The sequence below is a fragment of the Bacteroides propionicigenes genome, from assembly GCF_018390535.1.
Taxonomy (GTDB): Bacteria; Bacteroidota; Bacteroidia; order Bacteroidales; family Bacteroidaceae; genus Bacteroides; species Bacteroides propionicigenes.
The window spans coordinates 103,695-120,097 of the sequence record NZ_JAHBBW010000012.1 but is presented as its reverse complement, the minus strand read 5'-3'; the positions used below and the strand labels follow the sequence as shown (position 1 = coordinate 120,097).

8 protein-coding genes are annotated in these 16,403 nt (G+C 38.9%); 1 reads left to right on the top strand and 7 read right to left on the bottom strand.

Annotation, left to right across the window (positions count from 1 at the left end; translation table 11 throughout):
- The first annotated feature begins 272 nt into the window (after window positions 1-272).
- Window positions 273-3,587, top strand: a complete 3,315-nt coding sequence (locus tag KG118_RS14165) for a beta-galactosidase (protein ID WP_117710973.1) — start codon at window positions 273-275, stop codon at window positions 3,585-3,587.
- Window positions 3,588-3,728: 141 nt separating this feature from the next.
- On the opposite strand, the gene KG118_RS14160 is transcribed toward KG118_RS14165, so the two are convergent.
- From KG118_RS14160 to KG118_RS14130, 7 genes are read right to left on the bottom strand one after another with little or no spacing between them, the layout of a single operon-like run.
- Window positions 3,729-5,792, bottom strand: a complete 2,064-nt coding sequence (locus KG118_RS14160) for an FG-GAP repeat domain-containing protein (protein WP_117710924.1) — start codon at window positions 5,790-5,792, stop codon at window positions 3,729-3,731.
- The gene (locus KG118_RS14155; protein ID WP_117710925.1) at window positions 5,789-7,333 is read right to left on the bottom strand and encodes a sialidase family protein; all 1,545 of its coding nucleotides are present in this window, start codon (window positions 7,331-7,333) and stop codon (window positions 5,789-5,791) included. Before KG118_RS14155 ends, KG118_RS14160 begins: the two co-directional genes overlap by 4 nt.
- Before the next feature lie 13 nt (window positions 7,334-7,346).
- The gene (locus KG118_RS14150; protein ID WP_233514858.1) at window positions 7,347-8,783 is read right to left on the bottom strand and encodes a sialate O-acetylesterase; all 1,437 of its coding nucleotides are present in this window, start codon (window positions 8,781-8,783) and stop codon (window positions 7,347-7,349) included.
- Between the two features lie 12 nt (window positions 8,784-8,795).
- A complete protein-coding gene (locus KG118_RS14145; protein WP_117710927.1) occupies window positions 8,796-9,749 on the bottom strand; it encodes a BT_3987 domain-containing protein in 954 nt (317 codons plus the stop codon).
- 49 nt (window positions 9,750-9,798) lie between these two features.
- A complete protein-coding gene (locus KG118_RS14140; RefSeq protein ID WP_233514859.1) occupies window positions 9,799-11,526 on the bottom strand; it encodes a RagB/SusD family nutrient uptake outer membrane protein in 1,728 nt (575 codons plus the stop codon).
- 29 nt (window positions 11,527-11,555) lie between these two features.
- Window positions 11,556-14,585 (bottom strand): SusC/RagA family TonB-linked outer membrane protein, encoded by a 3,030-nt coding sequence (locus tag KG118_RS14135; RefSeq protein WP_117710929.1) that lies wholly within the window; start codon window positions 14,583-14,585, stop codon window positions 11,556-11,558.
- Window positions 14,586-14,616: 31 nt separating this feature from the next.
- Window positions 14,617-16,401, bottom strand: coding sequence for a RagB/SusD family nutrient uptake outer membrane protein (locus KG118_RS14130; RefSeq protein WP_117710930.1), 1,785 nt, complete (start codon window positions 16,399-16,401; stop codon window positions 14,617-14,619).
- Between the last annotated feature and the right edge of the window lie 2 nt (window positions 16,402-16,403).

The following is a 16,403-nucleotide window of genomic DNA, read 5'->3' as shown; positions in this document are numbered from 1 at the left end:
CCATTATTTTAGTGAGCCGCAAATTAGAAATTAATCAAAAGAAAAGCAATAAAACGTCTGTGTTACTAAACAATGTTATGCAACACATCAGCCATACACCTTATATATAAGAAGAACTTACAGAAAGTATCGGATTACAAACCCGCAAAAATGAGTATAACGATGTATTATTGGTCTTTTTTGACATATTATTCTCCTATCCGCAACCTTTTTTTCTTGTATCTTTGCAAACAGATAAAATTAATTCAAACGATATCAACATAGATTACACTATGAAAACACTTATTTGGAGCATGGTATTCATTACGGGACTTTCCTGTTTACCGGTCAAGGCACAGACAACAGTCCCTCCTATCAACCATGCTATCACACCGGGCGAAGTATGGAAAGATACGGATGGTAACCCCATCAATGCCCACGGAGGCGGAATACTTTATCACAAAGGAACCTACTATTGGTATGGCGAATACAAAAAAGGCAAGACCATCCTACCCCAATGGGCCACATGGGAATGTTATCGAACAGATATAACCGGCGTTGGCTGTTACTCCTCAAAAGACCTGTTGAACTGGAAGTTCGAAGGCATCGTACTCCCAGCAGTAAAAGACGATACGTCACACGATCTGCATCCCAGTAAAGTATTGGAACGTCCCAAAGTCATATACAATGAAAGAACAAAGAAGTTTGTAATGTGGGCACATGTGGAAAGTGCCGATTACAGTAAAGCATGTGCCGGAGTTGCTGTCAGCGACTCTCCTACCGGACAATTCACCTACTTAGGCAGCTTCCGTCCGAATAATGCCATGAGCCGCGACCAAACCGTTTTTGTAGACGACAACGGCAAAGCCTATCAATTTTACTCATCCGAAAATAATGAAACGCTTTATATCAGTGAACTCACAGACGATTATCTGAGGCCCACCGGACGGTACACCCGCAATTTCATTGGAAAAAGTAGGGAAGCCCCTGCCGTATTCAAGCATAACGGCAAATATTACCTTCTTTCTTCCGGCTGTACTGGCTGGGATCCCAATCAGGCGGAACTGGCCATAGCCGACTCCATTATGGGTGAATGGCATACCATCGGCAATCCTTGTACCGGGCCGGATGCAGACAAAACATTCTATGCACAAAGTACTTATGTGCAGCAAGTCATGGGTAAAAAGAACGCATACATTGCCATGTTCGACCGCTGGAACAAGAAGGACTTGGAAAGCTCACGCTATGTATGGCTTCCGATTTATTTTAAAGACAACCGAATCACTATTCCTTGGAAAGACAAATGGAATTTAGATTGTTTTGAAGACCAACCCCGTTTTGAAGCCGGACAAGGCACCTTCCTGTTGAACGGCAAGCCTTTCGTTGTAAAAGCCGCGGAACTGCATTATCCACGCATACCCAAGCCCTATTGGGGCCAGCGTATCAAGCTGTGCAAGGCGCTGGGTATGAATACCGTTTGTCTTTATGTATTCTGGAACGCACACGAACCGCGTCCGGGAGAGTTCGACTTTACAGGACAGAATGACTTGGCAGAATTCTGCCGCCTCTGCCAACAAAACGGGATGTATGTCATCCTCCGTCCCGGACCGTACGTCTGTGCCGAATGGGAAATGGGAGGACTGCCCTGGTGGTTACTGAAAAAGAAAGATATCCGCTTACGCGAATCGGACCCTTACTTCATAGAACGTGTAGGCATATTTGAAAAAGCGGTGGCCGGACAGGTGGCTGACCTGACCATCGCCAATGGCGGTCCTATCATCATGGTACAGGTGGAAAACGAGTATGGTTCCTATGGGGAAGACAAACACTACGTATCGCAAATCAGAGACATCGTACGCGCCAACTTCGGCGACGTCACCCTCTTCCAATGCGACTGGGCGTCCAACTTTACCAAGAACGGACTGCACGACCTGATATGGACTATGAACTTCGGTACGGGAGCAAACATAGACCAACAGTTCGCCAAACTGAAAAATCTCCGCCCGGACAGCCCGCTGATGTGCTCCGAATTCTGGAGCGGATGGTTCGACAAATGGGGAGCAAACCACGAAACCAGACCTGCGGAAGATATGATAAAAGGCATCGAAGAGATGCTCTCAAAAAATATCTCCTTCAGCCTCTATATGACCCATGGAGGAACAAACTGGGGGCATTGGGCAGGAGCTAACTCACCCGGATTTGCCCCCGACGTAACTTCCTACGATTACGACGCACCTATCAGCGAATCCGGACAGACGACTCCCAAATACCGGGAACTGAGAAAAGCGTTAGCAAAATACATGAACGGCGAAAAACAATCCAAAGTACCGGCACTCATCAAGCCTGTATGTATACCGGAATTTGAATTTACAGAGATAGCGCCTCTATTCTCCAACCTGCCCGCGGCCAAGAAAGACCGCGACATCCGTACCATGGAAGACTACGACCAGGGATTCGGAAGCATCCTCTACCGCACAAACCTGCCACGGATGGCAACCCCCTTCACTCTCACAGTCAACGACGCCCACGATTATGCACAGATATTTCTGGAGGGTAAGTATATCGGCAAACTGGACCGCCGGAACGGAGAAAAGAAACTGCGCCTGCCCGCCTGTAACAAAGGCGCACAACTTGACATTCTCGTGGAAGCCATGGGACGCATCAACTTCGGAAGGGCCATCAAGGATTACAAAGGTATCACCCGCAACGTGGAGATTTCCATGGATGTAGAAGACCATCCTTTCGTCTGTGACCTGAAAGACTGGGAGATTTATAATCTGGAAGATACTTACGATTTTTATCAACAGATGAAGTTCCAACCCATACAGTCTTTGAGGGACAGTCTCGGCCAACGCATTCCGGGATGTTACCGTGCCACTTTCCAAGTAAAGAGGCCGAGTGATACTTTCCTTAACTTCGAGACATGGGGCAAAGGTCTTGTCTACGTCAACGGGTATGCTTTGGGACGAATCTGGGAAATCGGCCCACAACAAACGCTCTACGTACCGGGATGCTGGTTGAAAAAAGGAAAGAATGAAATACTTGTATTCGACATCATAGGTCCTAAAGCCGCCAAATCCGAGGGACTGAGCGAGCCGCTGCTCGACCGGTTGCTCGTCAGCAAACCCCTGACCCACCGTAAAGAAGGTGAAAAGCTGGATTTATCCGGAGAAAGACCTATCTTCAGCGGAAGCTTCAAGCCGGGTAACGGCTGGCAGGAAGTACGCTTTGAACAGCCTGTTACCGGACGCTACATTTGTCTGGAAGCGATTAGTGCACAAGACAACAAAAACCTTGCCTGCATTGCCGAAATGTATGTGCTGAATAAAGACGGGGAACGCCTGTCACGCGAACCTTGGGTTGTGGAATATGCCGACAGCGAGGAGGTCGCCCACGTGAACCGTTCTGCCGACAAGCTGTTCGACCTTCAGGAGTCAACTTACTGGAGTACGACCAAAGGCAGCCTATACCCACATTCCGTGGTTATAGATTTAGGAGCTACACACACATTGAGTGGCATTCAGTACCTGCCACGAATGGAAAATGAAGCGCCCGGAGGCATTAAAGACTTCAAAGTGTATGTAAAATCGGAGAGTTTTAAATTCTAGCCTAATTATATAAACAAAAAGAGAATTTGTTTTTTATCCAACAAACTCTCTTTTTGTTATAGTATCTACCTAAACGGTTTTCATTTATAAATATTTTTTACATTTAAGAATGACAACTTATATGGGAAAATATGAACCTGCTTATTTTGTTTTTTCTCCAGGGTGCGGAAATCCCGGAAATGGATTAGGTTTATTTCTATATTCTTTTGCTTCATCTGCCGTCATAAATTCCAAATGCTCTCCCCGTAACAAATAAAGCCTTCCAACTTCATTCCCAACTAATAAATTACGTTGCATCCCTCCACCCAGCTTAGTGCCTACGGCTCCACTTTCGTGCGAGCCACCAGGTTGCACTAACCCCGTAACCGGATGCTTAAATGGAGAAGGATGAGCAAAAACGGGATATGATGAGCTACCTACATTCTTCATAAACAAAGGAGTTCCCATCGTCTTCTTTCCCAAAATAGGTAAAGGATAGCCAGTCTCCATATTAGGGATTGCCGAACGTCTCCCGGTACCAATAATTAAATCAAGCAGTCCATCTCCATCATAATCGAAAAAATTAAGTTTACATCTTCCTGTACCTCCTGCAGGCTCGGCACTCGTTAATATAGGACTTCCATCCTCCAGTTTCAGTTCACCACCATCTTCTAGATGGAAATTATCTATTTTCCAATACAAATGAAATAAATCATTGTCATCAACTATCGCCAACGCCATACGATCACCAAACTTTGCCACAGCCGCTCTTGAACGCCACATTCCATGCAGCTCTAGTCCTTCACAAAAAAGAGGTTGAGGTGCATCAAGTTTTGGTTCCGTCAGTGTCCCTTTATTCACATAAAGAGTATATTTCCCAGTGATATCACCCATTATAATATCAGGCAATCCATCACCAGTCCAATCTACAACAGTTGGAGAAAGATATCCCCAACGAGATTCCGGAGTACCTTGTACACTACCTGAATATCCAGCCTGGATATGAATATCCCTACCATTAGCTTGTACTCTTCCTTTAGGTATAAAATGTGGGCTATTATTACTGCCTATATTTTTAAAGAAAAGCACATGTCCTTCTGAATTGCCAATAATAATATCTTCATTCCCGTCTCCATCCCAATCTATCACACTTGGAACTGGTAATGTTCCACAATAAAGATCCGCATTTATTTGCAAGACTGGTAATGGTTGATTGAAAACAGGGTGACCATCCTGAGTAAATTCACCGGAAAATTTATAAAAATAAACAGCACCTTCGCCCCCAGCAATAATATTAGTTACCCCATTTTTAACATCAACATAAGAACATACAGAAGCCGATATGCTGGGATGCTGTAACAATATCTTATCAGGACCTACTACATAATGACGGAAAGCAAGAGTATCTTGCGAAAGCTCCGGACGTGAATAGTATGTAAAATTCCCCAATCTTGACCCGCATATCAACTCCTGTATACCATTCTTTCTCAGTGTTACCATCGCAATATTCATCATCCCCCAGCGAGTTTCTTTCTGGCTATGAGTGATCATCGGTTTTACAGAAGGAACACCAGACAATAATTTAGAATAGCGTATATTACATAGATAGGTATAATGAAGCGGAGTAGTAGAAACACCTGCTTCGTCATAAGGTCTCCATTCTTTGCTCGAAGGATTTTGGTTAGCATACTTTGCCGGAATTCTATAACCCACCAGTTCCAAGAATAAATCTACACTTTGATCTTTATTTATGCGTGCAGCTATACTTTGAGGGACAGAAGCTAACTTAGGTAGTCCAATACCTCCAACCTTATCAAACGATCGATTTTTAAGATTGAAAACGGTGTGGATTACAGAGTCTTTTTTCAACCACAAAGCATGAACAGTTCGATCATCGGTTTGAAATATTGTACCCTTCAACTTAAATGGAGATGTTATTTTATGAGGTTTATCAAATATAGGAATACCATTTTCCGCATTTCTCACCCATTTATAGAGATAAAGTTCCGTTGTTTTTCCTGTCCCAGTGATAAAGAGGTCGGGACAGTCACCATTATAAACAAACGCACTACCCAATACCATATGACGCAAATGAGGAAGAGAAAGAGGGCCGATCCCATCTGGAGCCATGGACTTTAATGGTATCAAATCTTGACTAATTTGTGCAACTCCCAGAATTGGAAAAGATAAAAACAGAATTATGGATAAAAAATATATTCTCGTCATAGGTCTTTATTTTTTGACTTTAAACTTTTTCTAAATGATTTAAAACGGTGAAACGTCAAATAGTTAGCATCATGTTGTCGCTTAGGTAAACCATTCTTATCATCAAATGCTGTACGCGAAACAGCAATAATATCATTTCCTTCAATAAGCCAATCAATATACTGAAAACCATGAAAATGAGGATCTTCATGACTGATAAGCGTATCCCGAACTTGCCAATCTCGTAAGTTCGATGAGGAAGTCAATACCAATCTATTACGCAATAAGCCACAATGTTCTTTCCCCAAATCTTGCTCAAATACGTGATTAGTAATAGCCCAATAGAGATTGGAAATAGAGTCAAATCTTATTACAAATTTCTTAGAAGCCCCCGGCAAATCAATAATATCCGTTTGAGGATCAAAATAGGTTCGTTTACCATCGCCACTAATCCTGACCATTGCCGCCTTTCCATCAAAATTGCGCTCTTCAATCCTCAATATATCTACCACATCCCCTTCACGGGTAACAACAGCATTCCCTTCAAGCCAACCATTGAATGTCCGATCAGTACCAAGCCAAGTCGAATCATAGGGTAATGCCTCTGAACGGGTCCACACCGCCGAATCTAAAAGATTGGCATCGATAGGAGCTGACATCATAAATGCCCTAAAATATCGCTTGCCTTTGGGAAGGTTATCTTCCATAGCACGCCAAATTCTACCTTTTGCATAAGCCACCGGCACGGATGCTGAATGATAACTTTTAGATTCTCCACTTAGTAATCCATGTTTCGAGTCGATGGGTATAGTCCAATTACGTCCTCCATTATCCGAACGTAAAATAACCATATGATTAAAACCTCCTTTGGTGCCCATTAAATATAAAACAGAGTTATGAACAAAAATACTATAAAAACCAACTTCAGGAATCTCAGAAAGTACCTTCCACGTTTGCCCCTTATCAGTGGAACGATAAAGACGTACAAATCCGGCTTTACCACTAAAACGCGCTCTGCACCCAGCTATGTAATCACCATTCGGTAAAACCGTTAACGCAGGATCCGTTACAAAATTACGATCCGAATTATCTGAATTATAAATAACTATACCCGGCACTACAGGAAAATTAACCCGTTCAATTTGTGATGCAAATAATAGCGAACTGTTTCCATCCATATCAGGCACAGTAATCCATCTGCTATCCAATTCGTAACTATAAAGATAGAACCTTTGACTTCCAGATACAAAAGACTCATTCAATGGCTTCCATTTTTTATTGGTTACAGGTGTCATGGCAGCTAAATAAACTGTAACAGGATATTCACTCCTTATTTTTATCGCTGACTGGCAATATTTAAACCGGCGAATAAACATTTTCCCCTGAAGATGTTGATTTATCTCCTTGCCAAACTTAAATAAGTTAGACTTCAAAAACAACTCAGTTTGAGGGGATACCGTAGAAATGTCAGTCATATTTCCCTCTACAAACACTTTCTGTGCTAAAACACATTGACTCGCGAGTAGACAAAGCAAAATGATAAATAATACTTTTTTTCTCATTACTCCTGACTGTTTAGAATATTTCTACGACTTCGTTATCAGTACGAAATGGCAATACCGGTAGTCCGTTGAAACAAAAGAGATTGCCTATCGCATCATTAGAAAAGCTGTATCGTACAGCGATAGGATATTTTACTTTGGTCGACGTGACTATTAATGTATTGGTTTTCTTATCTATCTTACCTTTAGCAGGAACAAATTTCATATCTTCTCCCGCAATTTCCAAAGTAAGCGGATCTTTACCTTTACATATGATCCCTGTTTCAGCATTATCAAACCAAATTCGTATACTAGATTTCTCTCTTTCCATCTTTAGAAAAGAAGGATGTTTATAAGCTGCAGTTTTTCTATTATACTTCTCCCCAAGAGCCCAATGTGCCAAACGTTCACCTACAGGACGTTTGTACCTGGGATGTATGTCTTTTATATTATCAACATAATCAGGTATAGCAACCATGCCAACATTAGGCAGTTTAGATACCTTATATTGTTGTTCTCTAACTTGTGCCGCAGCTCGAGAAGCAAACTTATAACGAGCATACGGAGCTATTTGTACATAATAAAACGGAAGCTCATTATCAGAAAACCCTATACGCCAAGCTGTGATCATAGACGTAAACATACTTGCATAATAATTACCATTGGCAAGATTGGCTTCGCCCTGATACCAGATAACACCTGCAAGCCGCATAGGCATTAAAGGATGTATCATGGCATTATAAGTAGTAGATGGAGAAATATCCCAGCCAGTACTTACGTTGAGGGTTTGCCACGCTTTGGCAAATTCAGGATGTTCATCCATTATTTCACAAGGCATCCAGGTTTCAATATTAGTTCCTCCCCAAGAAGAATTAATCAGTCCAATAGGGCTATCTAATTCCTGGTAAAGCTTCTTCCCAAAGAAATAACCTACGGCAGAAAATAATTTTAGTGTTTCATGAGAACATACCATCCAACGACCGCGACAGTCATCCTGAGGAAATGGAGATGTTTGTTTCTCTACAGTAAAAAAGCGTATTTCAGAATTATTGGCACGTGGCAATTCATCTTTTACATCTTGAATACCCTTAACCGAATTCCATTCCATATTAGACTGACCACTGCATAACCATACCTCACCAATAAGGATATCTTTAATAATTACATCCCTACCTTTTATCTTTACCTCTATTTGATAGGGATTTTTTGAGGCTGGAGGAGTTTGTAATTCTACCTCGAAACGTGCTCTATTACTAGCCTTCACGATAATGGTATCTTTTCCCCATGAAGGAATAATGCGTACAGTTGTACGGGGATTAGTCCAGCCCCAAAACTTCACTTTTGAGTTCTGTTGTAATACCATATGGTCGCTAAGAATTGACGGTAACGACAAAGAAGGTTGAGACTGAGCAAATGCCTGGCTACAAAAGCATAGCCAGACAAATATAATAGTATATAAGTATTTTTTCATCACTCGTATATCTTAATCCCACAGTTCCAGTTCCATTTCAGTATTACGATAAATTAAAGTATCAGCCATTACATATCGTATTCCGCTGGCTTCGTCAATATACTCATAATTCAAATAGAATTGCTTTTTCTCTCTGTCGTACTTAGAATCACCAAGATCCTTGATACCTGTGATTTGAGAGCTCCCCGGACTTAGATTATCCGAGATGGATACACTATTGTTTTCATTAATATTCAAGACCATTGAATATTTGGAAGTCCCAGATAGAAATTCCGCAACACCATCTGTAGTCAAACTTGAAGCATTGATAGTCCCCAAATTCCACACCAGATTTTTTATATATATATCTTCTTCATGTTCTCCAACATACTTTAAAGTTTCAATCATATTTCCTAAATTATCATACGATGTCCGTTGCCCCCGATGATAGTACACGCCATGATATTCACTGATATATTTAATGACTACTATGGTATAATCCTTAGCTGCAATACCGGCCTCAATATCCCCTTTCAAAATCTGGTCTGTAGAACTTTCAGTTATTCGAATTGGTAAAGCATAGGTACTTTCAACTGCTAAAGGATCCATCAAAAATTTTTCTTTATTCAAGGTCAATCTGACTGTTCCCAAAAATTTTCCTTTAGGAATAATAATTGTATTATTATCACTCAATGAATAATAATCCTCCGGTAATAGTTTAAACTGATTGCTCCCCACATAATCAACATCCTGCAACATTTCCGGTTCTATTTGAAAAGTTACTCTCTCATCAGTTTTATTTTCACGCTTTCCTCCTAATACCACACCTATTTCAATAGACAGATCATCGGAAAAAACTGTACGTACAGGCTTTTGATACGCAAAATAAGTAGTGGAATAGTCAAAATCCTCAATAAAATCTTCATACTTCTGACAAGAAGTTAAAGATAAAATTACCGTTAATAAAAAAAACAATTTAGCTTTCATATTACTGTTTGATTTTAATCTTTAAAATATAAAAAAGAGAATACTCATTTTACCATCCTTTATTTTGCAAAATTAGCCCATTGGTACTATTTACTTCCGCTTCAGGAATGGGACCATAATACATATAATCTCGATAATTTCGCGTTTCAACAACCCTGTCAAAATCATATGTAAACTTGTCACCGTTTTTTTGAATTGTAACCCCCTTTACTGGTGTATTTATAACCTCTAAAGGAAGCATCCAGCGCCTTACATCAAAAAATCTATGATTTTCAAAACACAATTCAATACGACGTTCATTCTGAACCAACTGACGAAATTCATCTTTCCCAGCTGATGCCATTTCTCCAAGATAAGGATCTGCAGAATCTATTCCAGCCCTTTTACGTAATTCTTTTAACATCGTTTCTGCAGTTTTACCTAGCCCAAGTGGATCAGCTTTAGGTCCCCAAGCTTCGTTAGCTGCTTCTGCATAGTTCAACCATAATTCGCCTTTACGGAAAATACAATAGTGATGTTTAGCTCTGGTTACAGTTTGTCCAGGAATGAGAGATACATTTTCACTTATAGTCTTACGTAAATAATAACCTGTACGTGTAGCCTTTTCTTTATTGCTTTCTGTATCTAATCCCCCTTCAAAAGTTTCAACTTTTGTTTTTGAAAAAATAGCACCATTATACAAAATTGCTAAATCAAAACGTGGATCACGGTCAATATAAGGATTATCAGGTGTATATCCGCTATGTTCAACATCAGTAATAGGATAACCGTTTTTCATAGGGAAAGCATCCACCAATTGTTGTGACGGGTTAGTACGTCCCCAACCATATAACTGGGGAATGAAATTATTTTGCTCAGGAGTATTAATATCTTCTTGATAGTTACGCCACAAAACTTCAGCATGGTCAGGCTTTTCAAAAAAGTCAGCTTTCATTGCCGGCAACGAAGTCCCACTAAGCTGAATAGCCTCCATAGCATATTGAGCAGCAGATTCCCATAATTTGTTTTTTTCAGCTTCATTTTTTTCTACAGTATATAATGGACTCGCTGCATAAAGTGCCACACGCGATTTCAAACACATTGCAGCTATCATGGTAGCGCGACCTTCTTTTGTCGGTCCCAATTCTGCATTATTTGCATCATCATATTTTTTAGGAAGATATAACAAACTATTGTCAATATCATCGTATATCTGCTTTACACAATCATCAAACGAATTACGGGCTTGCTTGATATTTTCATCTTGTGGCAGAGATGCTGTGACAATCGGGAAGCCTAACAACTGCCCGTTTGTAGCAATTCCTGCAAATCGGCTTAATAACTCAAATTGGTACCATGCTCTTAGAAAATAAGCTTCTCCTTTTGAACGATGTTGGATAATCGTATTGAGTTCATCTTTATTGGAAAACTTAATTTGTGAAGCCCGTTCCAGAAAATAATTCATATTTCGAATTTGCCTATAACAATTAGTCCATGTATCAAAAGGATTATAATCAGGACGCCATGAACCTAAAGCCATATTCAAAATCTGAGTATTATAATCATTAGTTACAGCATTATCGGTAGCACAATCAAGATAATTGTTTGAAAAGCAATCATAGTAAGTAGGTAGCTGAGCATAACCATCTACCAATGCTCCCATAGCAAATGTTCGGTCATTCCAAACAGTTTCATCGTTGTAATTGTCATCTATTTTGGGATCCAAAAAGTCTGAACATCCATATAGACCAACCAAGACTACAACTAATAATTGTTTTATAATATCTTGTAGTTTCATATTCGATAGATTTATATTTGTTTTTCCAATTAGAATACAACATTAATTCCTCCTGTAAATGAGCGGAAGAAAGGATACCCAGTTACACCTGCATCAATATATTCTGGATCAAGATCCTTTATGGAAGAAATTGTGAATAAATTAGACCCTCTTACGAACAGTTTCACTTGTTTTAGTGTCATCTTATTCGCTATATTCTGAGGTAATGAATAACTAAACATTGCATCACGTAACTTGAAAAAGTTTCCGCTACGCATCCATAAAGAAGAAGAACGGTAATTATTTTGGTTCTGCTGTGTGCTGAGTCGTGGGAATTTACCCTCACCAGTAGATGGGTTAAAATATTCTTTAACAAATGTGGAATATTTCTGATCTTCTCTCATCCAATAATATGAATTGTTCAAATATATGTCATATTGGGCCATACCTGAACCTGATAAAGAAAGTTCAAAACCCTTATATGCCAAATTAATATTCAGACCAAATTGAAAACGTGGATATTCGTTACCGATTGGCAACATATCATTCTCATTTATACGACTATCATTATTTATATTTGTATACTTTACATCACCAATCTGTATAGGACCAAAATCTTGTACAGGATGTGTAGCTATTTCATCTTTACTTTTGAAAAGCCCTTCAGCCATCAGTCCAAAATAGGTATCAAGCGGCTTGCCCTCCTTTTTACGGTTTGAAGGTAATCCTTCCATATCATCTGCTTTCTCATATACAGCTTTGCTCCATATAGTATTCCCACCTATTGAATAATGAAATTTTCCAATATTACCTGAATATTCTAATGCCAATTCTATTCCCTGATTGCGTACGCTTCCATAATTCCTATACATCAATTCACCCCCATTTATAGAACTAAATGATGTAATAGGAGTAAGAATGTCATAACGATAATTATTAAAATAGTTAAAATTAGCAGTTAGACAATTCAAGAATGATGCTTCTGCTCCAATATTTATTTCAAATGATTTTTCCCATGTCAAATCTGGATTTCCTACATGTACCAAAGTTGATGTATTTATATCTTCCTCTAGTTTGGGACCAAAATGCGTGCTTTGGTTAGTATTCCAACGAGACTCAAATAGGAAAAAATCAAAATAATTATCAGTACCCAATAACCCCGTACTAGCTTTTATTTTCAAGAAATCAAGCCATTCTTTATCTTTTAAAAATTTTTCTTCTGAAGCAATCCAAGCAAGCCCCACTGTTGGGAAATAGCCATAACGATTTCCTTTTGCAAAACGAGAGCTACCCATTACCGCCATATCCAATTCTGCAATCCACTTTTTATTGTACACATAATTTGTACGAAGCGCAAAAGTTCTGTTTACATCATCTTGTGAAGATCCCAAATTTTCCCGTTTACTTTGAAATATTACTAAGTCAGATTTTAATTGATGTTTTGTTCGAAATATACGATCATAGCTCAGTTGTCCAAAATAACCATAGTTACGATACATTTGGTCTTCAATTCTACTTTTATCAGATACTTTCTTCTCTACTGTTAGCAATTCTTTTCCTATTAAGCTATTTTTACTAAAAAGAGGACGATAGGAAGAAAAATTCTCATTCTTACCTACTACTAAATAGTTATAAACATCAAATGTTACATAAGCTTTGGCACTTAACCCTTTGACATACCGATCCAAACTCAAGTCAAGACCAATATTAGTTTGTCCCTTTCTGACTGTATTTTCTTTAGAACCTCCTAATAGCATTTCAGCATATATATTTTCACGTGATGAAGCAAGATTAGCATTCTCCATAGCACCATAAATTTCTGTTTCAGAGTTCTCTGGGTCACTGAATCTTACGGGATAAGCGTTTGGCCGATGTGAAGATAAACGAAAAAAAAGTTCATCAGCTAACATATAGTTAGTTGTGTAAAACTCCATTTGTCCTGCAATGTCAACGAACGCCTTTAACCAATCATTTACTTTATAATCAAGATTTACGCGTAAATTGAATTTATTGGAAGTATTGCTATTGCCTATAGCCTCATATCCACCGTAACCAGCATAGGTAGCATTTACATAATATTGGGCTGCTTCATTTCCACCACGAAACTGTGCTATTGCTTTTCTATAACTCATATGGTCATTTAAACACAGCTTATGAAAATCAACGTCGGGATAAAGTATCGAATTAGTTTTCATGCGATAACCATCAATATCAGCCTGAGTATAGTAAGGTGATAAACCATCATTAAATCTTGCCTGATTATACATGGTTGCATAATCAGCCGAATTTAAGTATTCAGGCATACGCACAGGGAGCTGTGCTCCAAATTCAATATTAAATTGTCGTTCCCTTTTATACTTTATCCCTCGCTTAGTCTTTACTAACAACACTCCATTCACAGCTTTAGGACCATATAATATTTTAGAAGTAGCATCTTTCAGAACAGTAATTGATTCTATCTCTTCCGGAGTCAAATCTTCTAAAGGGCGTTCAATACCATCAATGATAATCAATGGAGCATTATCAGTCGTAGAACGAGATAGGCCTCGTATATTAAGTATAGTAGCTGAGCGTCCCGGTTCCGCTGGTACTTGTGATACATTTAGACCAGGAGCTTTACCAGAAAGTATGTTTAACACGTTCATTTGATTGGATTTGGAAATAATATCCTCACCTATAGTTGATATGGCACCCACTACTTCCCGAGCTACAGTTTCCCTAAATGGCAGTTCTACTTTGTCTTCCACTCCACCATAAGGAATAGATTTTTCCATTATTACTACAGGATTCTGTTTGATTGCGGATACTTCCAAATATTTAGAATCATATCCAAGCATATCAAATACTAATGTACTGTTATTAGTTACTTTTAGGGAAAATACTCCTTGTTTATCTGTAAACGACTCAAAAAGACCTTCATCAACCGTTATTTTTACCGATTGTATCGGATTTCCTTCTTTATCAACAACTTTTGCTGTTATCTCAGAATATTGTTTGCTTTTTTTCTGTGCATAAATGTTACTTTCTGAAAAGAATGGCAACAGAAGCATCAGAATAATATATATATATAATGTTTTCATATCCTACAAATTAAAATTTATAGTTATTTTTCTACCAACCAGGATTTTGCTCTACATTATTAAGCATTTCCATTTGGCTCTTAGGTATCGGATACCAATAATGTTTATCTTCGAATACACGCTTGTAATCAGGATGTTCCATATATTCAAATCGAAACTGTTCTTTACCAGTCCGAGTAATTACAGCTTTATAAATAACCTTTACTACATCTTTGGCTATTCTCCAACGACGGATATCATACCAACGATGATCTTCAAAGCATAACTCTACGGCTCTTTCATTACGAATACGATCTCTGAAAACTTCTTTATTAGCTTTGTATTCACTTCTAACCGGAACAGCTCCTACTCTATTACGAATAATATTAATAGCATCTACAGCAGACATATCCGTACCCGGTACCTTCGTTTCGGGTCCGTACGCTTCATTAGCCGCTTCGGCAAAATCAAGATAAAGCTGTGCTACCCTAATATAAATGGCAGGCATATAATAGTTATAATCATTTTCCCACTTATTGGCTGTTTCAGGCCACCATTTTCGAATAAGATATGGACAACGCGGATTATATGTCTGTGAGAACAGAGCCATCATATCTGCTGATTTTGAGTTATCATATGTGTTATACTCCCATAATTCGAAATAATGAGGAACACCTTTATTATTTCCCCATTTCACTCCATTGTACAAGATATCATAATAGAACCGAGGATCACGATTCACATAAGGATTTTGATCATCGTAATCAGCACCTGCATCTTTGATCGTACGTCCATCAGCCATTTCAAACATATCTACCATATTTTGTGTAGGAGACGCACAATGTACATTAGCAGCACACATCGAATTCGGTACGAAATTAGCATTCCATTCGCTAATAGCACGCTTTCCATTTCTTTTAGTCTGATAAAAAATGGCCTCATCACTAGCCATGATATCCTTATTATAAAATATCTTAGAATATTCTTCTGCTGTTTTTCCTGGCATTAATCTATTGCAACCCGTTCGATTAATATAATCAATAGCTTCCCATGCTGCCGTAGCTGCCTTTTTACAAATCTCAAGATCATAATTGTAATTTAATTCAGGACACATTGAAGGGCTGGCTGAATAAAGAAGTGCCATACTTTTAAGAGCCAATGCAGCCGCTTTTGTAACACGCCCTTTTTCTGACGCTCCCCATTTCTCTGGTAACAGCTGATATGCAAGCTCAAGATCTGAAACAAGCCAGTCTGTTGATTCATGGTAAGACAAACGAGGAAAATCCATATCATCGTCCGACAGGAATACTTTATCAAACTTGAACATACCTCCCCAACGACGAATTATCTCAAAATAATTCCAAGCCCTAAAAAAATAAGCTTGACCTAACAGATGATCACGCTGTTCTGAAGTAGCATCTTGCAGATCATCTATACGACTAATACATAAATTAACAGTACGCAAATTTCGCATAGCCATAGCAATTATTGGCATTTTATTGGTAGCCACTGAATTCATGGCTTCACCTGTGTACCAGCCTAATTCCAAGTTATCTTTAGTAAGCATAAAATTACCGTCATTCAAATCTCTATGACAAGTTCCTTTTGCAGTACACAGCCCCTCGTCACCAAAGGCAAAACGTCCTCCACCATGAGTAGAAAGAAAAGGATCACATGTTAATACATATACTTTATCTAAAACCCCTCTATAGGATAAATAATTCTGGAATACTTCCTTATCTGTAATTCCCATATCTGGTGATTTATCCAAATAATCTTCACATGAGCTAAGTAGCATGAAGACTGATAAAATTAGATATATACTTTTATTTTTCATAA

Excerpts from the sequence above, each read along its gene's own strand:
- KG118_RS14165 (WP_117710973.1), top strand. The coding sequence starts at position 273 with ATGAAAACACTTATTTGGAGCATGGTATTCATTACGGGACTTTCCTGT.
- KG118_RS14160 (WP_117710924.1), bottom strand. The coding sequence starts at position 5,792 with ATGACGAGAATATATTTTTTATCCATAATTCTGTTTTTATCTTTTCCA.
- KG118_RS14155 (WP_117710925.1), bottom strand. The coding sequence starts at position 7,333 with ATGAGAAAAAAAGTATTATTTATCATTTTGCTTTGTCTACTCGCGAGT.
- KG118_RS14150 (WP_233514858.1), bottom strand. The coding sequence starts at position 8,783 with ATGAAAAAATACTTATATACTATTATATTTGTCTGGCTATGCTTTTGT.
- KG118_RS14145 (WP_117710927.1), bottom strand. The coding sequence starts at position 9,749 with ATGAAAGCTAAATTGTTTTTTTTATTAACGGTAATTTTATCTTTAACT.
- KG118_RS14140 (WP_233514859.1), bottom strand. The coding sequence starts at position 11,526 with ATGAAACTACAAGATATTATAAAACAATTATTAGTTGTAGTCTTGGTT.
- KG118_RS14135 (WP_117710929.1), bottom strand. The coding sequence starts at position 14,585 with ATGAAAACATTATATATATATATTATTCTGATGCTTCTGTTGCCATTC.
- KG118_RS14130 (WP_117710930.1), bottom strand. The coding sequence starts at position 16,401 with ATGAAAAATAAAAGTATATATCTAATTTTATCAGTCTTCATGCTACTT.